The sequence below is a fragment of the Bradyrhizobium sp. NP1 genome (assembly GCF_030378205.1).
Taxonomy (GTDB): Bacteria; Pseudomonadota; Alphaproteobacteria; order Rhizobiales; family Xanthobacteraceae; genus Bradyrhizobium.
Genome location: NZ_CP127385.1, coordinates 1,087,794 through 1,109,452, shown reverse-complemented (window position 1 = coordinate 1,109,452; position 21,659 = coordinate 1,087,794). Strand labels below are relative to the sequence as shown.

Here is a 21,659-nt window from a genome sequence, read left to right as displayed (position 1 = left end):
GTCGTTTTGAGGAGGCTGACATGGGACTGCTGGTCGAAGGTCAATGGCGAGACGTCTGGTACGACACCAGGTCGACCCACGGCCACTTTGTGCGCAAGGATGCAGCATTCCGCAACTGGATAACGGCCGACGGCAGCGCCGGCCCGAGCGGCGTGGGTGGCTTCAAGGCCGAGGCAGGCCGCTACCATCTCTATGTCAGCCTTGCCTGTCCATGGGCGCACCGCACGCTGATCATGCGCTCGCTGAAAGGGCTCGAGGACACGATCTCGATCTCGGTCGTGCACTGGTTGATGCTCGATGACGGCTGGACTTTCGCCGACGGCGCCGGCGTCATACCGGATACAGTCTACCACGCCGGGTTGATGCGCGAGATCTACACCGCCGCGGATCCCTACTATACCGGTCGCGTCACCGTTCCCGTGTTGTGGGACAAGCACACCCGAACCATCGTCAACAACGAATCCTCCGAGATCATCCGCATGCTGAACTCGGCGTTCGACGCGATCGGGGCAAGGTCCGACTATTACCCGGAAACGCTGCGCAGCGACATCGATGCGGTCAACGCCCGCATCTACGACACGCTCAACAACGGCGTCTACAAGGCCGGTTTCGCGACCACACAGGCCGCCTACGAAGAAGCGGTTGGTCCGCTGTTTGACACGCTAGACTGGCTCGAGAAGCGGCTCGCCGATCGGCGGTTCCTGGTTAGCGACAGCCTGACCGAAGCCGACATCCGCTTGTTCACGACACTGATCCGTTTTGACGCGGTCTATGTTGGCCACTTCAAGTGCAACATCCGGCGTCTGGTCGATTATCCGAATTTGTCGGCCTATACCCGCGACATCTACCAGTGGCCCGGCGTCGCCGAGACGGTGAATCTTGAACATATCAAGCGGCACTACTACGAGAGCCATCGCTCGATCAATCCAAGCGGGATCGTGCCCGCCGGCCCCACGCTCGAATTCACCTTGCCGCACGGGCGCGAGGGGCTCGTGGCCGCACCGCCTCGTGCCGTTGAAAGATTCACTGTCGGCTGACACGAAATCATCAGAATTGGAGGGACATCAGATGCAAAATGCTATCCTAGCCATCCTGGCCGCCCTCGCGTTGGCCTCGCCGCTGAGCAGCGCTGCCAGAGCGCAATCGCCTCCTGCATCGGCGCCTCCCTCTCAATCGGCTGCCGTGCCGCCGCTTGGCATCGGTCTTGAAGGTATCGAATATCCCTACCCGGTGCGCTATCTGGATCTCACCCTTGAGGGCCAGCCGTTGCGCATGGCTTATATGGATGTGACGCCAACCGTGGCGCCGAACGGCAAGACCGCCTTATTGCTGCATGGCAAGAGTTTTTCCGGTGACTATTGGGGACATACAATCGCAACACTGACCGGCCTGGGCTATCGCGTCATTGCACCGGACCAGATCGGCTTCGGCAAATCCTCGAAGCCTGACATCCGCTATCATTTCGATACTCTGGCGCGCAACACCAAGGCGCTGCTCGACAGTCTCGGGGTTACCCAAGCGGCGGTCGTCGGCCATTCCTTTGGCGGCATGCTCGCGGTCTATTTCGCGCGCAACTATCCGGAGACGACACTGGTGTTGGCGCTGGAGAACCCGATCGGCCTCGAAGACTATCGCAGCGCCATCCCGCCGCAGCCGATCGAGACGCTGGTCAAGACCGAGATGGCGCAGACGCCACAGAGTTTACGCACTTTCATGGCAGCCTTCTTCGTTGGCTGGCCGCCGATAGCGCAGCACTATTTCGAGACCTTTTCGCGCGTGCTGCAAAGCCCGGAGTATCCGCGATGGGCGCGCGCATCGGCGCTGACCTACGACATGATCTTCAACGAGCCGATCCGCCATGAGTATCGCCTGTTGAAAATGCCGGTGCTTCTCGTGATCGGTCAAAGCGACCGCAGCGTGTTCTTCCGCCGCTACGCTTCACCCGAGGCGATCAAACCGCTCGGCAACTGGCCGATGCTCGGCCGCGAGGCTCTCAAGGATCTTCCCGACGGCAAGCTGGTCGAAATCACGGACGCCGGTCACGTCCCGCACGCCGAAAAGCCCGAAGAGTTCGACGCCGCCCTCGCCGCGTTTCTGGCAGCCCGGTGACATTGAAGCTTCGCGGGCAGGCTGCGTGCGCCCGGCGGTCTCCGCCCGCTCAGCTCGCGTGTCATGGCGAAATAGCTGCAGCCTCCCGACCAACGGCCGGGACCACACGTCATCATCGACTGCCCGAAGCCGGCCAACCTCCATACCTCGGTCCTAGGCCTGCGGCATCAACCTTCCCGATCGGTTTCGCTTGCGGCCGCACTATCGCCGATCATCGACGGAGATGACCCGCCTGCTGCATCTCGGCTTCGTGCTGCGCGAGCGGCCCGAGGAGCTCAACCGTGAAAACGATGGGCTGATCGAGGCGCTGTTGAAGAACGACAAGGCGCGTGCCCGCGACATCACGGTCGCTCATATCAACACGGTCCGGACGCTGGTGATCGATGGCATCATCTGGCACACCAACCCGAGCAACACGAAGATCCCGCCGATCTAGCGTGGCTTGGCTAGCGTCGCGTCAATCGGCTCGAAGGCCGGGCGGGATAAGAAGGTAAGCAAGGCTGTCGAGCCGCGCGTGAACAGATTTTGGCGGCCTCGCGGCGAATGACGAATTGCAACGCCCGCAATATGATGCGAACTTCGGGTCCGGAACAAGAGAACCACGCGACCGCTCATCGTGCGGCCGGGTAGACCCCACGGTGGATGGCTGCTTACCGTATTGGAGGTCACGCGATGTCCATTGCTCCGACACTCCATCGATATCTGGCTGCCGAGAACATCCAGTACAACGAGATTCCACACGATCTCACCATGTCTTCCACACGTACGGCGGAGGCATGCCATATCTCGGGCGACCGCCTCGCCAAGGCGGTCGTCTTGCGGCACGACGGCGGCTATACGCTCGCCGTCGTGCCTGCATCGCACCACCTCACACTACCGGATTTGCGGGAAAGGCTCGGCGAAAACATCGAGATGGCCAACGAAACCGAGATCAATCGACTCTTCGCAGATTGCGCTCACGGAGCTGTACCGGCCGTGGGCAGGTGCTACGGGCTCGATCTTGTTGTCGACGACAGCATCGAGGCGCAACCGGAAGTCTATATCGAAGCCGGCGATCACGAGACGCTTCTTCATTTGAGTCATGCGCAGTTCGCGCGCCTGACAGCCAATGCACCGCATGGGCGCTTCAGCGTGCACGACTGACGAGGCATAATGGCGAAGCGATCTGTCAGTGCGCCGGGGTCGAGGCGGCGCGCGCGACGGCGCGGGATGTCATGACGGAAGGCATTCACTGCTGCCGGGACGACGACGACCTGGCGAAGGCAGTTCACCACATGGAGGCGCTGGAGATCCGCAGGCTGCCTGTGATCAACAAGAGCAAGCGGATGGTCGGCATGATCAGCCTGGGTGATGTCGGCCAGTTTGCTGCGCCGGATGCGTGAAGGGGGTAGCGGCCCATCATTGAACCGGCACCGGTTCGATCCAGGCAAGGCCGCACATCGCTCCGTGCCCTCTTGCGAGGCGCGGAGGCGCCGTGGCGTTGGTGCCTGTTCTGGCGGGCGAACGCGGTGATCGGACGTCAACATATCTCGGCCTTAATCACCTGCGCCGTCATTGAGCGACAAACGACAGGATCGCCCGTGCCGACGGAACCGGAGGTTTGGAAGTGGCAAAGGCATCCCCAAGATGCTTCAATTCAAGCGATAGGTTGCGCCGCCTTGATGTCCCCGTCGGCTAACGCAGGCCTTGCCACGTGCTTAGGACACCGACTCGTTTACGCGTGTAAGGAGTGGTGCTTGCAGTTTTTCACCAGTCCTCCGACCGTCCGGCACGGTAGGTTCCGCTCAGCCGTTTCGACACCAAATTCTCAAGGCGCAGGCGGCATGAATAAGCAGGCGCGTGACGACCGCATTTGAGCCTCGAGCTCCGCATCCGAATTTCTACACTGTCATTAGGGTCGACAAATTGAAGGGACCTTCGTCACACGGCGGTTTGCCCAGCTCACCTGCCACCCTCGCAGGCAGTGGCGATCGAACGAAGTCTCCAATGAAAGTCTCCCGAAAGAGTGCCGCTCTTCGTCACGTTTAGGTTGGACGACGTTGCGCTCCACAGCGCAGCTCGGACTAGGGGCAGCTCGGCGAAGAGACAGGCCGCGCCGCTAATCGTGCCAACGGAAAGATTGAAGGAGAGCTGTTTCCGTGGGCAGTATGGATTTGTTGTGAGTTCCACGCTCACGCTTGACGCGACTCACGATATGGAGTGGTACGCTTCGCGTTTGGTAGGCTCCATTTGTACGATTAGTTCTGCGTCGTCACGTTGTTGTCATCCAGGGATGCGCGGACATGTACGTCCTTGCTCTGGTCACGCAAAAAGGCGGGAGCGGCAAGAGCACGCTAGCCGTCGGACTTGCAGTCGCGGGGATGGAGACCAATGAGCGCGTCGCATTCGTCGAGGCGGATCCACAGGGCACGATATCGAAATGGAAAGAGCGGCGCGGCAGGCCCTATCCGCGCGTCGATCGGGTCGCCGATCCCGCCGAAATCGAGCGGGCACTATCGCGCCTCGAGGCCGAGGGGATCTGGCTCGCGATCGTCGATACCGCCGCCACGAGCAACGCGCTGGCCATGCACGCCATCGCCAGGGCCGATCTTTGCCTGATCCCGGCTCGTCCGAGCCCAGCCGACATCGAAGCCGCAATACCGACGATCATCGCTATTCGCAGGCTCAAACGCCGATTTGCCTTCGTCCTCAATCAGACGCCACCGCGGGGCTGCCGCTTGACTGAAGCTGCAACGTCGCTCAATTCGCTCGGCGTACTCGCGCTTCCCTATGTCGGACAGCGCAACGACCACCAGGACGCACTCGGAGCAGGGTTAGGCGTGACCGAGTTTGCGCACGAGGGAAGAGCCTCGGAGGAAATTCGTGAACTGTGGCGCTGGGTTCTGAAAAAACTCGTCGAGGGGTCGTTTGATCATGAGCAACACGCGAACAGGGTGGCCGGTTAGCGATACGCGCCCCGCGCGTCGCTCGCTGGTAGAGCTTACCGCAGCGGCGAGCCGTGCCATTGATAATGGCTTGCTTGCGACGTCTGGTAGCCTGATGACCGCTTCCCCGGACGATCAGCCGCGATTGGAGCAGGCAGCGAACACGTCCGACCCCACAGTCGTTGCAGGGCAAGCGACGGCTCCGATCCAAGTTGCGGCGCCTAAATCTCCGAGTGCGGCAGCGTCGCGCAGGGGCGGACTCGTCGATTCCGACAGCTCCGCAGAAATGATAGTGAAGATTGCCAAGGACTATCGGAATAGAGCTTTTGAAAACATCAAAGTCAGCCTGAATGCTGCATTGGACCTTGCGAAGGACTTCGTGGAGCCGGCCGCATCGAAAGACGGCGACGGTCCTAGCCTTGAAAGCAATTTTTTGACGGTCCTCGAAGGAGCCACAGAGGATTTCCGCGCCGAGGCACTCGAATTGATGAAGGCGAATGTGATCATGACGTTAGAGTACGCGCGGGAATTGTCCGGCACGACAACGGTCGCAGAGTTCATCAAGCTATCGAGCGCGCAAGCTCCAAAACAATGTGAGTTAATCCTGAAGCAAGCCGGCGCGCTGAAGTTGCTTGCGCAGATGATAATGAAGTCCAGTGCTGAGTAGGTTCACTCGATAGGTTATCTCTAAAGTTGGCTGTGGGTCAAAAAGCCAAGTCCGCAGTTTCGGCTTCACCCCTGAGACCGAACTATTTTTTCGAGCCAACGTGCGTCGGCCAATTTCTTGTAGATCTCGTCCATCACCTCGTCTCCGTCAGTCGGCTTTGCTTGTCCAAATCAGGAAGAGCGTTGTGGAATTTCGGCTCTTTTCCGCCGAACTGAGGCTTGGAGACCTTTGCGTCTATCAATCGCCCGCGCGGGAGGCCAGAGAGAAAGCTCGGTTAATCCTCGTCGGGCTCGCGCACGACCGGCGGTTCGTCGCCGCGGTCCTCTTGTTCGTCCTCGTCCTCTTCGTCCTCTTCGTCCTCTTCATCAGGATCTCGGGGCGGCATCATGTTGCCCATGATCGTGAAGGGACTCCAGTCTATCCTGATGGAAAGTTCCTCGGGGATTTGTGAGGGCATGTTGTTGCTCCTTGGATTAGACCCTGGGAGATCTTAGCTCCTCTTCTGAGTGGGGTTACCTTGCATTAACCACGCTTGCCCTAGCTCCTCATCCGAGAGCCGACGTTCCTCAGAGAAGGCCAATCGACGGCTCAGGGCCCACAAGTAGACATTTCAGACTCGCCTTTCCCAAGCCTGCTTTACCCGCGTAAGCGGAGATCAAAATGTCGCAAGCCAAAGGCTTCCAAGTGAATCGATGAGTAGAGAATTCGATCTATTTGCCGACGCGCGGACCAGCCTCGAGAGTCGATCAGCCGTTCGAGAGTTTGTTGTACCCTGCGATTGCCCGCGCTAGATCGTCATATTCATCGCAGGAGATAAAACAGATTTGCTCCAGAGCCGCGAGATGCTCTTTGGCCTTCGCTAGATCACCCTGCGCCAAATAGGCCTCACCGAGGTGCTCGTGCGCGCTGCGGTGCCGAGGATTGAGGGTCAGAGCCTGCTGATAGTGCAGCATCGCCGGATCGAACTGCCGCAGCCGGCGAAAGGCATAGCCAAGGTAGTTCTGGATATCCGCATTGCGGGCGTCGCGAAGGCCCGCTTTCGTGAGCGACTTGATCGCTCCTTCCCAGTCGCCGGCGCCGATTGCTCGCTTGCCTGCCGCGAAATCGGGATCGAGCGCTGCCCAATCCGGCGTCTCCAGCATCGCTGCCATTGTCGAGCAGATCGGCCAGGCTTCGGGCGCATTGGCTATCCTGAACGCTGCATTGTCCGGGCTGGCCGACGTTGCGGTCTGCACTTGGCGGGCAGGTGCGATCAAGAAGTACGAGGCCGGCACTGCAGTCAGCAGCCCAGCAACGGCGGCGATGAGGATTGATCGCGTCATGGATCGTTGTGCCGTCGGTCGGTTGCCGGACAGTGCGGGCCGGCAGCGGTTCTCTCATTCTCTCGTCGGCAGTTCACTGCTGCATCGAGGATCTGGCCTCGCTGATTTCCACCCGATCGGTATCGGCGTCCTTGGTCATCTCGGCAAGCTTCCGGAAATATGTCTTGGCTTTTTCCGGTTGATTTGCGGCCTTCGCGGCCTTGGCTGCGCCGTACAGTCCCCGCAGACGGTTGGGCGTTGATACCAGCGAAGTCTCGTATTCCGTTAGCGCTAGTCCTGGCTGTTGCTGTTCCAGTAGCAAATCGCCCAACAGTTCGCGCATCGGATACAGCCGGTTCTCCATCGCGATGTGCTTTTCGCTGTCGTCCTCAAGGTCCGCCGCCGCGCGCATGAGTTTCAGCGCCGTCCCCTTTTCCCCCTTTGCTTGCGCAATCCAGGCCGATGCAGCCAACATCTGGATTTCGACCTGCGAGGCCCAATAAGACTGACTCGCGTTTTCCAGCGTGGCACGAATCACCTTCAGATTGTCGACGTCGCGCTCTGCACCGGCCAGGTCGCCGCTACGTGCCGATCCCATGGCGCGAGCGAAATGAGTGATTGCCTCGGCCTGTGGAAATTGGCTTCCCCTCGGCTCAAGCCCAGCCGCTTCCTTCCATGCCTGACGTTCCAACGCAAAGCGTGCCGGCACGGCCGCAAGCGCGGTATAGCTTGCGAAGTATTCAAACCCGAGCTTTTTTATCGCGTTGCTGTCGTCGCGTACCTGCTTTGCAGGTCGCTCCTGTCCTAATTGCAGGAGGGCGTATTCCATAAAGTCCAGATGGTGCGGCTCGCCTGGATGTGCCGCCCCCGGCCAGAGCTTGGCTGCTTGTGCCTCGGCAATCTCGCGCGATTTCGTGTTCGATGCGACCGATTGTGCCCACATCCCGAGCATGGAGTAAGTATGCGATGGCATATGCTGGGCATGCTGAGCCGCAGGTGCAACCTCGGCATATCTGTTGGCGGCATCAAGCCCGCGTTGGGCCAGCGTTGGGTAATCGTAAGTGTGGATCAGATAGTGCAGCACACCCGGATGGTCCGGCAGTTGAGCCTCGACCTTTTCCAGGATCGCCCCGGCCTTGAGCTGATTGGCAAAGGTTTTGTCGCTGTGCAGCGCGGTCTCATTGAGAGCGAGCGCGTAGAAAATGGCCGCCTCCAGATCATCGGGATATTTACGCATCAGCGCTTCCATCGCCTTTTCGTAGGCGAGTCCGCGCTGGGTTTGATCGATCTTGTCGTAGTCCTTGTAGTAAGGCTCGATCGCCTCGAGCCAGTCGCGCTCGCGGTCAGTCTTGGCGCCGATCGCTTTACCCTTCTCCACCGCCTCCGACCCGTTCTTCAAAACGGTGGCGGTCAGCGGCAGAATCAGCGGGTTGGGACGGTGGCTGATCGCGATGCCCCAGTAGGCGATCGCGCATTGCGGATCGGCGGCAGCGGCTTCGGTGAAGGCCTGGACGCTGTTTGGATAGAAGAATGAATGCACCATCGCCAGGCCGCGATCGAATTTCTCCTGCGCCTGCGGCGTGCACGAGGTCTCGAAGTGCACACGGCCGAGGCCTTGCGCCCAGGCCGCCGTGGCAAATGTGCTTGCCAACAGTGCTGCGACGAACGTTCCAAAATATGGTCTCATGACGTTCCCTCGTTGCGCTCGAAGTAGCAGTTTCGCGCAATCATCGCCGTGCGCCGCGCGCACCGCGAATGCTCAGTGAGAGACCGGCACAAAAAGTATTGTCGGTTTAGGAGAGTGCGATGCTTGCCGACTGCATCCCCGCTGCCCTTTTTTGGCCCTAACGGAAACGTCGGCACATCCCGTCTTGAAGAGCAGCTTTGAGAGAAGACTACACGATCCCACGCTCACTCAAAAGAGCCCTTATCTGAGGCCGGGCACGGCACTAGGTCCGTTAGGGATCTCATCTGGCCCATGACGTCCGCTCCAGATCAGCAGCTGACGTCGTGGCGACAAATGAAAGGAGCCTCGTCCAGGGCGCTGCCCAGCCGGAACTTCGTCTGCCACCCTGGCGATCGAACGAAGTCTCCAATGAAAGTCTCCTGAAAACGGGAATATCTCTGGCTATGGCCGGAGACTTTCGCGAATCCTCGCCAAGGTTGTCTCACAGGGAATTGACGAGAATAGTTCCTGATCTCGCAAGCTCAGCCCAAAGCGGATTCGAACCGAAATTGTGAAACATTGGCTTGGTATAGCTGGTGGTATTCTCGGTTTTTGCTAACAATAAAGTTGTGATTTATCAGCTCCTTAGTGGTCTTTTTGGACGCCGGCCAGGGCACCAGAACTTTCCGCCCAAAATACGTCGGTGGTTCGATGCCGTGTTTGGCGCACTCTGTGGTGCCAGCTCTCGATAACTAAGGGCGTCGGTGGGTAGCGACCAAGCCGAACTGCCTGTCCTACCCATCCAATCCAGTCTTGGTTCGATTCCGCGCTTCAATCCACAGGCGAGTAGTTGCAGGCTTTCTAGCCTGTGATTCAATGAAGGCATATTAGCTAGTGTGTTCGAATGTGCCTTTGCGACTACGATGGCTGAAATAAGTAAACTATCCGTCGGCAAAGTGCTCGACAAGCTGCGCAGCAATGATGCGCCAAAAGAGGCCAAGACCACTCAGCTCGAAAAAAAAATTAATACAACTGATGAAGAAATACAGCGCTTGAGAGCGGCAAGCCTCCGCCTAAAGCGGGGCCATCGAGCTGGCACGACTAGGCGCGATTGAGATTTCCGCAAACTGTCTTCTATGCGTCGCGGGACGGTCCGTCGTACTCGCTATCGCTGCAGGACGTACCTTTCTCAGCAGACGTTCGTGCTCGAAACTGAGGCGAGAATTCCTTCCAACGAGTGAGCGAAGCAGACAAGCGACTATAAAGCCCGCGTCCACTAGCCGCCGCCTTGTTTAAAGAAAAGGCCCTTGAGCGAGCTCGGACGGTTGCGGGACCGCGCTTGATCCATTCAGCGGCAGTCGCGATGTAGTTTCCGCCGAGGATCTGGCGCTTGGCCGTGTCAGAGATTCCCAGGGCCTCGGCGGTACCTGGAAAACGAAGCACTGAAGAAAGTTGCGATATCAGCGGGTTTAAGCTGCTCCTCACCAATAGCCAAACCAGCCAAATTGTTGTTGCCGGGCCACGAGGACCGCTGGCGGCGCCACGCGTCTCTTTGCAATTTTACGTTGGCGCTTCAGCTTCGGTTCTCGCTTTTTTGAATCGGATGATTGTAGCTGGTTGGCGTCCGGCGGTTGCAGTTGCGCAAATGCTTCCCGCACCTGCGCCTTAGCCTGCGCGATTGTTGGCGGGGCCGCAGCGCTTTCCTCGATGTTCGCGATCTGCGCGGGGGTAATGATCGGGAGGCTGGTGTCGTAGACAATGCGCTCCGGCCATTTCCGATCGGAGTGAATGTGGATGTTGTAAGAAACCTTATCGACCCTGTGCGCAACCGGCAATTTCGGAAGATATGCATCCGCAATAAACAGCAGCGCGAGCAACACTCCGCCAACGTAGTAGAAATATCGCGCGAGGGGCATTGGTCGCTCCATCCCCCCACCATGGTTCCATCTGGCAAGCATTGATCGATTGTCGAACCATCAATGAATGTCAGTGGAATACTGCCGTGTTTGCCCATGCGACTCGATCGACGTCTGGAATTTCCAGCACCGCTCGATCCAATGCGCTTCGCTCAGTTCCGTCGTTGCTCGCGCCGCTCCGTGCGTCCTGTACGCCGTTCCTGACGCCGTTCCGTGCGTCCTGTACGCCGTTCCTGACGCCGCTCCGTGCGTCCGGCACGTCGCTCCTGACGCCGCTCCATACCAGCAGTCTGGGCCTCGGCCTCGGATACGGTCAGCACCGTAGAAGATGCTGCGAGATTAAACGCAGCAACCAGGCCCAAAAGAGAAAGAGCCTTTCGACGGGAGAGCACTTCCGCTTTGATCATTTCGCTCATGGTCAGAACCCCTCACGCGGATCTGGTGAATTGTTCTGATGCACCGCGGTTCCAAAGTATCTGTGTTGATCTAAATCAACGCGGCAATGACACAAGGCGCAACGCTTGGTAGAAGGTTGTGGCTCCCCAGCGCAACCCGTCGCAGATAAATCTAGCCCGGCGACTAGAGGAATACGCTTTTTTGGCAACTGTGGAAGGAGAGCAATCATGTCACCTCGAACGACCTTCTTGCTGACTGCATCCATTATCGTCGGTATCGCGTGCATTGCCATGATTTCAACTGATGCGTTCGCCTATCGCGGCGGTGGGCGCGTCGGCGTTGGCCGCGCTGGCGTTCATCACGCAGGCGTCTATCGCGGCGGGGCTTACCGTGGCGGTGTTTACCGTGGCGCAGCCGTACGCCGTGGCGTGGCGGTAGGCGTTGGCGCTGCTGCCGTCGGCGCTGCTGCCTATGGAGCCTACGGAAGTTATAATGCCCCAAGCTGCGGATACTATCCCAACCCACCTTGCTACTAGATCCTGTCGCTGAGCCCGGTCCGCGTGAGGGGACCGAGCGGCTGCGAACATTGGTAGCGGCGAGTGCGCGTTCGGCAAAGTCTCGGCGCGTCATCCCGGGGTGACAGATGCCGTATACCTGGTACGTGACGTTCGAGGTGCAGAAACGCGGTGTATTGCCTCGAAGGCGAAGCCCTCGTGCAACCAGAAGATTTGAGACTGAAAAGGAAGCCAGGGACTTCGCACGAGCAAAGTTCGATGAGGGACTGACTGTCTATGCCGGCACTATCAACCCTCATTTGCCGAGACAACTGATCCCTTCGAGAAGCATCCCTTCCTGGCTCGGACAGGCGGAAGAACAAGAAAACGCGGAGCCGGATAGCGCTCAGGAGCAGAAAAAGTAGCAGGCAGAATTGTGGCTACTTCCGGGTCGCGTCTCGGTCCGTCCCGTTCCGGTCATGCTTGACAGGCGGCTTGCACAACAGTTCGACGATGCCGAACCAGCGACCGATCTATCGCGCCTGCGGGCCGATGCTTCTGCGAGGCGATGTTCGTTCCGGCTAACCCGAGTCCGCTCGCGTTCAGCAATGTTGGCCGATGTTCACGGAAAAGGTCAGCAACACATACATAAATCATGACCCTGGCGTCTGATTCCACTGATTGTTCTTGTATGTTGCCATTTTGGTACGGGGCCCTAGAGCGCACACGCTTAAAGTGCGTTTGGAATTTGGAATCAAATGCAAGGGCGTTGGGGCGCGCTTTTATCGTGGGACACATGGAGAAATTGCGATGAAGATGCTTGTGCTGGCTAGCGTTGGTTTGGTTGCATTGGGGATGGCGGCTCCGGCGTCGGCCGCTGACATGGCGGTCAAGGCGCCACCACCCCCGATCGTGGCTCCGATCTACAACTGGAGCGGCTTCTATATCGGCGCGAACGGCGGAGGTGCCTGGAGCAGTCAGTGCATCAATATCACTGCGGTTAGCGGGGTCGCCGCCGCCGAAGCTGAAGGTTGCCGGGATGCCTCGGGTGGAGTGGTCGGTGGCCAGATAGGTTATCGTTGGCAGACGCCATCGTCGTGGGTGTTCGGACTTGAGGCTCAGGGGGACTGGGCCAATATCCGGACTTCGCGCACCAGCCTCTTCTTTCCCTTAGATACCTGGAGGTCCACGGTCGATGGATTGGGTCTCTTCACGGGTCAAATTGGCTACGCATGGAATGCCTCCCTGTTTTATGTGAAGGGCGGCGCTGCGGTGGCCAACCAGCGGTGGGATCTCTTTAACAACGCTACGGGCGTCGGATTGGCCTCGGCAGAACGGACACGTTGGGGTGGGACGGTCGGCGTTGGCTGGGAGTACGGCTTCGCGCCGAATTGGAGCGCCGGCATAGAATACGACCATATTTTTAGCGAGAGCGATAACAGAACGTTCGTGACGCCGGGGCTGGCGCCTATCACCTCCCTCACAGTCAATACGAGGTCAGACATTGATATGGTCACGGCCCGCATCAACTACCACTTCAACTGGGGCAACCCGGTCGTGGCGAGATACTGATCTCCCTGATCTCCGGCCAACTGAAGCCCCGGCATCGTCCGGGGCTTTTTGTCGAGTCCGAAAGTCTCGTTGGTCAGCCAACAATCCCTTCCAGCGGAAGTCTGATCCGGAATGATGCGCCGCCGCCAGGTCGATTTTCTGCCATATCTGTCCCTGTCCCTTTGATCGCAGCCTGCGCGAATTCGCGAGGCGGATAGCGATAGCTCCAGGCGACCTCGATGAGCATGCGCCGAGCCTCGCTGTTGCCGGTTTTAGTGATACCACCACGCCGGATCCGCTCACCACTCGACTGCTCCGAAGGCACCAGGCCGAGATACGCCATCAAATGGCGAGCACTCTCGAAGCGAGCCAGATCGCCGATCGCGGCGACAAATGTTGCGGCTGAAATGAGATCAAGCCCGCGCAATCCGCGCAACGCTTCCACGAGGGGTCCCGTAGTCCAATCGGCAGCCATGGTGCTGATGCGGCCGACGAGTTGGTCGCGCCGTTCTTGGGTTGTCCAAACTGCTTCTAGATAGTCCTGGAAGACAATCTGGTGCGCGGGCTGATCGAATGTCTGGCCCCGCAAGCCACGAACGATGCCGTTGAGCCAGCTCTTGAACGATCGTCCGCATATTTCGTGATGCCGTCGCCGGCTCTCGATCCATTTGCCAGGCAGCACCCTGAGTGCGGCCCCGATCTTTAGTCGCACATCAGATCAATGAGGTACCGACTGCAATTTCTCTGCGCAGGGCACCGACGAGATACATTGACCCCGTGACCAGGGCCCAACCGCCCATATTGGCCGCGCGTCGAAGGACTTCGTCCAGCGCTCGGCTCGGGTCAGGCTCCACTTGGCTCGGAATGCCAAGAGACGTTGCCAGTAGATGGAGACTGGTCATTGAACAGCTTCGGCTGTGGCTTAGCATCGTTAGAATTATGAAATCTGCATGCTGCGATAGCACAGAGAGAAGCCCGGGCGCATCCTTGTCGATCCCAATCGCGACGACAGCCACGCACTTCCCGGAAAGTTCAGGCTGCGATCGCAAATCGCGCAACACCAGATCGAGATTGAAGGGAACGTGAGCTCCATCAAGGATGATCGGCACTTGGCGGGACCGGATAAGGACATCAAAGCGCTCCATCCGACCCGGCAGCCGTGCGTTGGCGCGAGTTCCTTCATCCAACAGCCAAGCCCCCACCGGTACCCTGCCCTCATTACGGGACGCGCAATCCGGGGCCAGGCTACCAACATGCTCAAGGACAAGGCTGGCCAACCTGGTGTTGACGTCCTCGATCCCAGCGCTCGATGGAAGGTCAGTTCGAACCACTTTCGCCCCAAGTTCGCGGGCCCTTTCGTGCACGACAGCGCCCGCAGGATCGTCCGGCACCAGTGTAGTGATCAGCAGAGCTCCCTCTTTCAGGATGCCAACCTTCTCAAAAGCAATTGCCTCCCGAGTGGAGCCGAGCACCTCCGTGTGCTCCAGCTCCACATTGGTCACAACAGCCACCTCTGCGTTCACAATGTTAGTCGAGTCCAGCCGGCCGCCTATCCCAACCTCAACAACGGCCCAGTCCAGGTTGGCTCGACCGAAGATCCAAAACGCAGCACACGTGACTACGTCAAACCACGTCGCGGACGCAGCGGGGGTCGCGGTCTCTTTGATATCCTCATAGACATCGAGTACGATCTCCAAGGCCCGTGCCAGTTGCACCTCGTCAACAGGACGTCCCAACAGGCTTATACGCTCAGTAATGAGTTCAACGTGTGGTGAGCGATAGGCGCCGACCCGCAGCCCCGCCTTCAAAAGCCCTGCTTCAATCAGTGCAGACACCGATCCTTTGCCTTTAGTGCCTGTAACGTGGATCGATCGAAGCATTCGATGAGGGTTTCCAAGACGTCCACTCAGATCGAGAATGGGCTCGAGCCCCACGCGCATCGATCTACGCGACGCCCTCTCCCAATCGGTCAATCGATCGAGACGCTTCAGCACCTCGAGCAGATCTGAATTGTACTCAATTGAAGACATGCCGGCCTAACGGTAGAGCTGCAACTCGGGCCGGACGTCGGGAATAAATCCGTCGCGATTTGGCATCCCGACCTTGGGCAGGGTTTGGGCATTGATCGCATCTGTCGGTTTGATGATTTTGGCTTCCGAGAGAATATAGGCTACGACGCTGTAGACATCGTCGTCGGAGAGAGAGCCGGGGGCGCTAAAGGGCATTGCCCGTTTCACGTAGTCGAACAACGTTGTCGCGTAAGGCCAGTAACTTTCGACAGTCTTGATCGGCATCGTGGTTGCGAGCGTGCCTCGACCACCGAGCAGCCGATCGCCGCCAATGCCTTTCTCGGGATTTCCCTGCAGCTTGTCACCGTGGCAGGCGGCGCAATTCTCGGCAAACACTTTTGCCCCGGCCGCTGCTGTGCCGCCGCCTGGCGGCAGACCACGACCATCGGGCGCAATGGCGAAATATTTCGCCAGATCCTGGGGTCCGATTTCAGCTCCAAATCCGTAACGGTTCGACACTGATTGCGCGAAGGCCGTGGAGGACATGAAAGCCGCAAGAAGCAGGCCGCCCAGCATTTTTTCAGGCGTGAACATTTGACACATCTCCGGCTTCGTTGACGGCCCAGCTCTGAATGGCGTTGAGATGATAGACCGACCCGAAAGGACCGTTCGATCCCCGAATGGCGATCAATTGCTTCAAGGTCGGCTGCACGTAGCCGGTTTCGTCGGTAGATCGGCTTTGCAGGATGGCAGGCCTGCCGTCCCAAACCCACGGAAAACTGAAGCGGACCGTGCACATCGGCTCTGGAACCGACTCAAGACGAGCGGGATACCAAGTCTTACCCCCGTCGGTCGATACGTCCACCGACCGAACACGGCCACGCCCGCTCCAGGCGAACCCTTGGATGTCGTAGAAGCCGGCTCCAGGCAGCTTCATATCGCCCGACGGAAACGTGATGACGGATTTTGCGTCCATGTCCAAGCTGAACATGCGGGCCTTCCCGTCGGCGAGCAAATCGGTGTACTTCGACGTTTCCTCGCGGGTCATGAACGGCTTGTCGCTTACCTCCAGGCGACGCAACCATTTGATGTGCGTATTCCCTTCATACCCCGGCAGCAAAAGCCTGATCGGATAGCCCTGCTCTGGTCGCAGAGCCTCGCCATTCTGGCCGTAGGCGATGACTGCGTCCTTCAGCATCTTCTCCATTGGAATACTACGTGTCATCACCGCCGCATCGGCACCTTCGGCCAACACCCAAGCCGCTCCATCCTTGAGACCAAGCTCTCGCGCAATCGTGGAGAATTGGACGCCCGTCCATTCAGACGTGCTAAGCAGACCATGCGTGCCCTGCACCGTCTTCAAGGTCGGCTTATTCCACTCGGTCAATCCGTTGCCCGAGCATTCAATGAAATGCTTGCGGGTGACCGACGGGAAGCGTTTCAGATCGGCCATGGAGAACTTCTTCGCAATGTCGACCATTCCATGGACGATCAACATGTGCTTGGCGGGATCGATTGTCGGGATACCGCCGTGGTGTCGTTCGAAATGAAGGCCCGAAGGCGTGAGATTCCCGAGCATCTTGTCGAGTGGCGTCATGCTCCAGGAGGTAATGTCATTTGGTGTCGGGAAGCGCCAGCGCAGTTCCGTTTCGAACTGAGAGCGCGAACCATAACCGCCATCGGCGGCGACAGCTCGACCCTGCTCTTTGGTCGAATCCTCAGGTACATCGAAATGAACCGCGCCGGGAGGCGCCTTGGGTTCTGCGGCCGCGGCAAAAGTGGATGAGCTGACAACGCCGGCAAGCGAGCCGGCAGCAAACAGAAACTTGCGCCGATTGGCAACTATCGAGGTTGGAAACATTCCGTCCCGGCAGTCGCAATTCTCTTCCTCGCGCCTACGGCGCAGAAGTTGTCGCGCCTCAACTGAAATGATCTCTTCAGCCATGCGCCTTGCTTTTTCGTCGTATTGAACCGGCAGATTATAACTCATGATCGTCTCTCCTTGAGATACTGATCCACCTGGCGCCGATTGCTACATCTAGCGATCAACGTCATTGCCTTGGTTCGCTAACTCTCGCGAAATCCCTACTCCCTTTATCCACTCGCGCTCGCATGCCGGGCGATCGACCGTCAGCGAAGCGCGCTTGAAACTCCGTTGCCCACTTCGCCGTTCGGAGCAGACCGCCGTATGAGAAAAAATGAATGGATATTTGTCCCAGCATAGATGGATCATAGACCATCCCGAGATGGCGAATGATCTGGCCCGGCGACGTTTCGCCCAGGAGCGACCTCGCTTTTCCGGCAAGGGCCGCTTTGAAGGAATTACGTACGCCACACATGAGAGCAAAACGAGCCAACTTTCTGATGCTCGTCGGCCCTGCGAGACCGACGCTGATCGGCACATTGATGTCGGCCATTCGCAGCGATTTCACCCACGCCGCGATACGATCCGCTTCGAAACAGAATTGAGAGACAATCTTGGCCCTTAGATTTCGCTCCGCTAGCGACTTCAGCTTTCGTCGCAGGGCGATGGTCAAACTCTCATCGCTAAGCTTCGGATGACCGTCCGGATATGCGGAGACTGCCACCTCCTGAATTCCATGGTGCTGCAAGAGGTCACTCTCGATGACAGCATTGGCCTCCGGGAAAGGACCCGCCGGGCGATCCACATCGCCCCCAATGACCAAAACCCTTCTCACACCGGCTTCACCGCATATCCGCGCAATAAAGTCGTCCAGGGCTTCCAAAGATTCGTAGCTTCGGGCAGCAACATGCGGAATTGGCTCGAATCCGGCTCTGTGAACCAATCTTGCCGTCTCTACCAACCGCGAGTACGGGTGCCCCGGTGGAGAGGCAACAAAGATTTGTGTCGTGCGGGGAAGGATATCGCCTAGCGCATCCAGTTCCCGTTGATTCGGCCGCACGACTTCCGTGGAAAAAACACGCATCAATGAAGCGGCGGAGTTTGACATCGACTCTTGCTGCGCGCGAGATTCCAGCGTCATCAAATTTCCAATGCCAATCGCCTGGCCTGTAGAAGCTGTCGCCTTCTCCCGTGTTGAATACTCACCCGCAGAGCGGGCGCGCGTATCAGCCGGCCGAGCGGGTAACGATCCCAATTTCGGTAACAATCTTGTCCATCGGGATATCGTGCAGCTCTGGGTAGATCGTCTGTATTTCGGACTGGCTGTATCCCACACCGATAATCAGTGGCCGCTTTCGCATAGCGGCAAGTGTTCTGTCGAAAAACCCGCCGCCATATCCGAGCCTGTACCCGCCGCGGTCATATCCAACGAGGGGCGCGATCACGACATCCGGGCAAACCTCTTCTCCGGCAGCCGGCACCGGAATATCCAACACACCACGCTCCAACTTGTCGCCCGATCGCCATACGCGGAACACCAGAGGCGCTCGCGCTTTGACCACTACCGGCAACGCACATCGGCTACCGCGAGATTCCAGGCGCTCGAGCCATTCGCGCAAATCCGGTTCGCCGCGAAACGGCCAATATCCGCTCACGACGCGCCCGGATACATCGCCAATCGCCAAGTCGAGCAGCTCTGCGATGCGATCGGAGTTTTGCTTTCGCGTATTGACGCTGAGCGCGAGGCGCTCCTTGATGAGCCGGTCTCTCTCCGACTTTCGCCAATGCGTCACATCCGGCTGCTGCATAACGCCGTCCGCTGACATGAACCGCCTCTGATCAAGCGGTTTTTTTGGTCGCTGACCGCAGCTCGTCGACCTTACGTTCCCACTTCATCTCCTGTGCAAAGAGCAGACACTCTTCGGGGTTCATGAAGACCGTTTCCTTCTCGGCCGGATAAGCGCGGTTCACAACGTCGCTCATGTATCGGGAGATGACGTCTTCCATGATCGGAATCAGATCGGTGTAGATGCGCGAATGCCGCGGCACATGCTCCTCCCAAAGATGGAAGAGGTCCGAAGAGATGATGTGCACGCCGTGCGCGCGGTTTCCCGCGCCCAGGCTGATGACCGGGACCGGCAGCGTCTGCGCCAGATATTCGGCAACCTCAGACGTCGTCACTTCGCACAGGATCGAGAAGCAGCCGGCGTCAACCATCGCCCTGGCGTCCTCGACCATTTCCTTGGCTCGCCTGGCCGTCTTGCCTTGCGCGACAAACCCGCCAAGCTGCGGCATCCGCATCGGCGTGATGCCGATATGGCCCTGTACCGGGATCCCGGCGCGCACGATCGCTTCGATATTCCTGGCGTGATGCTTGTTGCCTTCGCATTTCATCACTTCGGCATTGGCTTCGTGCACAAAGCGGCCGGCATTGGCCACCGCCTGCTCCGGCGAGACGTGGAAGCTCCAATAAGGCATGTCCACCATGCGCAGGCCGTATTTCGAGCCGCGGTCGATCGCCTTCGACATCATCATGACCTCGTCGAAGCTCACCGAGACCGTGCTCTTGTGGCCGAACAGGATCATGCCGCCGGTATCCGAGACGCACAGGATGTCCATGCCAAGGCGGTCGGCGACTACCGCAGTGCGATAATCATACGCGGCGAGCTGCGTGATCGGCTCGCCCTTCTTCATCTTCGCCATCAATGTGTTGATGGTGACCTTTTTCCGTGCCGGTGCATCAGCCATAGCCCACTTCCCCTCAATCACGAGGCTGTTTCGGGAGTGGTGAACAACCCGGCAGCGCTTTGCGCCGCTCAGCCCGCTTTCAGTTGCACCGCCATGGAGCGCTACCGCACACCCTCCGTCAAATATGCACAAGCTATCTTATATTCGCCCTCGGCTATGATGGACCCCTTGCTCGCACTCACCCGCCAGAGCCCGGCCATGGGGCGCGAGGACGGCGCTTCTGGGTGTCATAGAGCGGTTTGGACGTCAGACGGATATTGCGGAAGATACCCGCCGGATCGTGCAGCGGGCTGCTCGGCAAGGTGCCGGCAAGCACGTAGCCCAGGCCAAGAATGCCGCCAGCCACGACGCTCGTGCAGGCTGAGGTTATCGCAATCTCACCCGGCGCAGACGGCCGCCGCAGGTCGGCCGGCGGCCGCCAGGGCCATCCCTGAATGTCCGCGTCGGCAAGGAACGAAACAAGCTTGATCTCAGGCGGCGGCGGATCGATGAGCCGGCCAAATCCTGCCAGGCCGATTTCCGCGGGTGAGACGGGCAACCGAAACTCGTTGCTGAACAGAACAAACCCTGCCTCGATGCGCAAGATATCGGCCGCAACGAACCCGGCAGGTCGCACGTGGGGGGACAGCGCATCCCAGAGATCGTGCGCATGGCGACGGCCTGCAATGATCTCGAACCCGGCTTCTCCGGTGTATCCGAGCCGGCCGATCCGGCAAGGAATGGCCGCGAGTGAGGCCTGGTCGAAAGCAAAATACTGGAGCTGCCCCACGCGGCCAACATCGCCGAGCTTGCGCAGTGCATGCAGCGAGCCCGGGCCCTGGACCGCAAAAACGGCTCTATCGGCCGTCAAATCGACGACGACGGCTTCCGGCCCGGAACGAGAGAGCAGGTCCGAAATGTCTTCCCGGCGGCCGCTCATGACCTCGAAGGAATTTGGCCCGGTCTTCCACACGGTCAAATCGGCAATCACCCGACCGTCGGAAAGGACGCGCAAGGCATAGTAAATACGCCCCTCCTGCAGCGTAGCCATCGATCTTCCGGTGAATGTCTCTACGACTTCACCGGCGCGATCGCCCGTAATCCGCGCACATTCCAAGAACGAGAAATCGAAAAGCGCGCAATCCGCTCGGCATATCATTGCCTCAAGTACGGGATCGCCAAAGTCGTATGTCAGCTCAAATTCTTCCAGGGCCATCGCCAGCGTCACATCAGCCGCCAAACCACGTTTCCAAGAATGAAAACCCCTACAACAGCCAGCACGGCCGAGACGATCCAGCGCAAGCTTGCACGCGGCGCAACATGGGCAAGCTTCGCCCCGCACCAGGATCCGACAGTCAGGGACAACCCGAGCGTTCCGCCGAGCTGCAGATCGAGTTGTCCGTACAAAAAGTTTCCGAGCGTCGCCACGATCGCAACCGGTAACTGGATGACTTGACTGAGTCCGACGGCCACGAGCACCGGTACTCTCATTGACATGAGGATCGGGACCAGCACCAGCGGTCCCCCCGTGCCGCTGATGGATGACAGGAAGCCGGTCAGAGCTCCGACGGGGAGAAGCACAGCGTTGGAAACAGCATACCCCTTTGCATCAGTCGCGGCTTGCGCCCTCAGCGAGTTGAGCCCCGAAGAAACCGCGAGCAGACCAAGGCACGCTTCCAGCAACACAGGATTAATCACGCTTACGGCCCATGCCCCGGCAAACGCCGTCGGTGTCGCACCGGCGCACAGCCATGCAGCCGTGCCCCACCGGATCGACTTGTTGTGAGCAAAAACCGCCGTCGCGATCAGACCTGCCGGGATGTACGCCATCATCGCCGCCGGAATGCTGACCTGAATTGGAACGCCGGCAAAAAAAACGAGTGCAGGAACGAGAATAACACCGCCAATTCCTATGCATCCAATCATCAAGCCGGACGTAAGCCCGAGAAGCACGATCCAGATTAGTTCTTGAATACCCAACGATGCCCCCCACCTTGCACGAAACGCGTCGCGATCATTCCAGCACAACCTGATT

General features: G+C 58.9%; 23 protein-coding genes and 1 pseudogene. 10 read left to right on the top strand and 14 right to left on the bottom strand.

The window, feature by feature from the left end:
* The first annotated feature begins 20 nt into the window (after positions 1 to 20).
* The 7 genes and pseudogenes from QOU61_RS05225 to QOU61_RS05195 all read left to right on the top strand — a co-directional run bounded on the left by QOU61_RS05225 (position 21) and on the right by QOU61_RS05195 (position 5,700).
* Complete coding sequence (locus QOU61_RS05225; RefSeq protein ID WP_289657066.1) at positions 21 to 1,037, top strand: glutathione S-transferase family protein; 1,017 nt, start codon at positions 21 to 23, stop codon at positions 1,035 to 1,037.
* A complete protein-coding gene (locus QOU61_RS05220) occupies positions 1,009 to 2,109 on the top strand; it encodes an alpha/beta fold hydrolase (protein ID WP_289657065.1) in 1,101 nt (366 codons plus the stop codon). Before QOU61_RS05225 ends, QOU61_RS05220 begins: the two co-directional genes overlap by 29 nt.
* 223 nt (positions 2,110 to 2,332) lie before the next feature.
* Positions 2,333 to 2,545, top strand: a complete 213-nt coding sequence (locus QOU61_RS05215; protein WP_289657064.1) for a GntR family transcriptional regulator — start codon at positions 2,333 to 2,335, stop codon at positions 2,543 to 2,545.
* A gap of 236 nt (positions 2,546 to 2,781) precedes the next feature.
* A complete protein-coding gene (locus QOU61_RS05210; RefSeq protein ID WP_289657063.1) occupies positions 2,782 to 3,252 on the top strand; it encodes an aminoacyl-tRNA deacylase in 471 nt (156 codons plus the stop codon).
* A gap of 41 nt (positions 3,253 to 3,293) precedes the next feature.
* A pseudogene (locus tag QOU61_RS05205) lies at positions 3,294 to 3,514 on the top strand (CBS domain-containing protein); the annotation flags it as partial.
* 877 nt (positions 3,515 to 4,391) lie between these two features.
* Entirely contained in the window at positions 4,392 to 5,054 is a 663-nt protein-coding gene (locus tag QOU61_RS05200) for a nucleotide-binding protein (RefSeq protein WP_289657060.1), read from the top strand.
* Positions 5,023 to 5,700, top strand: a complete 678-nt coding sequence (locus tag QOU61_RS05195; RefSeq protein ID WP_289657059.1) for a hypothetical protein — start codon at positions 5,023 to 5,025, stop codon at positions 5,698 to 5,700. Before QOU61_RS05200 ends, QOU61_RS05195 begins: the two co-directional genes overlap by 32 nt.
* 274 nt (positions 5,701 to 5,974) lie before the next feature.
* On the opposite strand, the gene QOU61_RS05190 is transcribed toward QOU61_RS05195, so the two are convergent.
* The 3 genes from QOU61_RS05190 to QOU61_RS05180 form a co-directional block, all read right to left on the bottom strand.
* Positions 5,975 to 6,157: a hypothetical protein gene (locus QOU61_RS05190; protein WP_289657058.1), complete on the bottom strand. Its 183-nt coding sequence runs from the start codon at positions 6,155 to 6,157 to the stop codon at positions 5,975 to 5,977.
* 289 nt (positions 6,158 to 6,446) lie between these two features.
* Positions 6,447 to 7,022, bottom strand: coding sequence for a tetratricopeptide repeat protein (locus tag QOU61_RS05185; RefSeq protein WP_289657057.1), 576 nt, complete (start codon positions 7,020 to 7,022; stop codon positions 6,447 to 6,449).
* Between the two features lie 73 nt (positions 7,023 to 7,095).
* A complete protein-coding gene (locus tag QOU61_RS05180; RefSeq protein ID WP_289657056.1) occupies positions 7,096 to 8,688 on the bottom strand; it encodes a hypothetical protein in 1,593 nt (530 codons plus the stop codon).
* Between the two features lie 902 nt (positions 8,689 to 9,590).
* Between QOU61_RS05180 and QOU61_RS05175 the strand changes: the two genes are divergently transcribed.
* A complete protein-coding gene (locus tag QOU61_RS05175) occupies positions 9,591 to 9,782 on the top strand; it encodes a hypothetical protein (protein ID WP_289657055.1) in 192 nt (63 codons plus the stop codon).
* A 366-nt stretch (positions 9,783 to 10,148) separates the two neighbouring features.
* On the opposite strand, the gene QOU61_RS05170 is transcribed toward QOU61_RS05175, so the two are convergent.
* Positions 10,149 to 10,583 carry a hypothetical protein gene (locus QOU61_RS05170; protein ID WP_289657054.1) on the bottom strand — a complete coding sequence of 145 codons (435 nt, stop codon included), beginning with the start codon at positions 10,581 to 10,583 and terminating at the stop codon, positions 10,149 to 10,151.
* Positions 10,584 to 10,735: 152 nt separating this feature from the next.
* Positions 10,736 to 10,999, bottom strand: coding sequence for a hypothetical protein (locus tag QOU61_RS05165; RefSeq protein ID WP_289657053.1), 264 nt, complete (start codon positions 10,997 to 10,999; stop codon positions 10,736 to 10,738).
* A gap of 283 nt (positions 11,000 to 11,282) precedes the next feature.
* On the opposite strand from QOU61_RS05165, the gene QOU61_RS05160 reads away from it, so the two are divergent.
* On the top strand, positions 11,283 to 11,417 hold the full coding sequence (locus tag QOU61_RS05160; RefSeq protein ID WP_289657052.1) for a hypothetical protein: 135 nt from the start codon (positions 11,283 to 11,285) through the stop codon (positions 11,415 to 11,417).
* An 866-nt stretch (positions 11,418 to 12,283) separates the two neighbouring features.
* Positions 12,284 to 13,045 carry an outer membrane protein gene (locus QOU61_RS05155; RefSeq protein WP_289657051.1) on the top strand — a complete coding sequence of 254 codons (762 nt, stop codon included), beginning with the start codon at positions 12,284 to 12,286 and terminating at the stop codon, positions 13,043 to 13,045.
* Positions 13,046 to 13,118: 73 nt separating this feature from the next.
* On the opposite strand, the gene QOU61_RS05150 is transcribed toward QOU61_RS05155, so the two are convergent.
* The 9 genes from QOU61_RS05150 to QOU61_RS05110 all read right to left on the bottom strand — a co-directional run bounded on the left by QOU61_RS05150 (position 13,119) and on the right by QOU61_RS05110 (position 21,604).
* Positions 13,119 to 13,736, bottom strand: a complete 618-nt coding sequence (locus QOU61_RS05150; protein ID WP_289657050.1) for a transposase — start codon at positions 13,734 to 13,736, stop codon at positions 13,119 to 13,121.
* A 1-nt stretch (position 13,737) separates the two neighbouring features.
* The gene (locus tag QOU61_RS05145; RefSeq protein ID WP_289657049.1) at positions 13,738 to 15,054 is read right to left on the bottom strand and encodes a bifunctional folylpolyglutamate synthase/dihydrofolate synthase; all 1,317 of its coding nucleotides are present in this window, start codon (positions 15,052 to 15,054) and stop codon (positions 13,738 to 13,740) included.
* A 6-nt stretch (positions 15,055 to 15,060) separates the two neighbouring features.
* Positions 15,061 to 15,627 carry a c-type cytochrome gene (locus QOU61_RS05140; RefSeq protein ID WP_289657048.1) on the bottom strand — a complete coding sequence of 189 codons (567 nt, stop codon included), beginning with the start codon at positions 15,625 to 15,627 and terminating at the stop codon, positions 15,061 to 15,063.
* Positions 15,614 to 16,894 (bottom strand): sulfite dehydrogenase, encoded by a 1,281-nt coding sequence (soxC, locus tag QOU61_RS05135; RefSeq protein WP_289662273.1) that lies wholly within the window; start codon positions 16,892 to 16,894, stop codon positions 15,614 to 15,616. The genes QOU61_RS05140 and soxC overlap by 14 nt, the downstream gene beginning before the upstream one ends.
* 190 nt (positions 16,895 to 17,084) lie before the next feature.
* Positions 17,085 to 18,038: a methylenetetrahydrofolate reductase gene (locus tag QOU61_RS05130; RefSeq protein WP_289657047.1), complete on the bottom strand. Its 954-nt coding sequence runs from the start codon at positions 18,036 to 18,038 to the stop codon at positions 17,085 to 17,087.
* 85 nt (positions 18,039 to 18,123) lie between these two features.
* Entirely contained in the window at positions 18,124 to 18,723 is a 600-nt protein-coding gene (locus QOU61_RS05125; protein WP_289657046.1) for a 5-formyltetrahydrofolate cyclo-ligase, read from the bottom strand.
* Between the two features lie 13 nt (positions 18,724 to 18,736).
* Positions 18,737 to 19,645 (bottom strand): 3-methyl-2-oxobutanoate hydroxymethyltransferase, encoded by a 909-nt coding sequence (gene panB, locus QOU61_RS05120; RefSeq protein ID WP_289657030.1) that lies wholly within the window; start codon positions 19,643 to 19,645, stop codon positions 18,737 to 18,739.
* A 178-nt stretch (positions 19,646 to 19,823) separates the two neighbouring features.
* Positions 19,824 to 20,864, bottom strand: a complete 1,041-nt coding sequence (locus QOU61_RS05115) for a hypothetical protein (protein ID WP_289657045.1) — start codon at positions 20,862 to 20,864, stop codon at positions 19,824 to 19,826.
* Entirely contained in the window at positions 20,849 to 21,604 is a 756-nt protein-coding gene (locus QOU61_RS05110; protein ID WP_354142510.1) for a sulfite exporter TauE/SafE family protein, read from the bottom strand. Before QOU61_RS05110 ends, QOU61_RS05115 begins: the two co-directional genes overlap by 16 nt.
* Between the last annotated feature and the right edge of the window lie 55 nt (positions 21,605 to 21,659).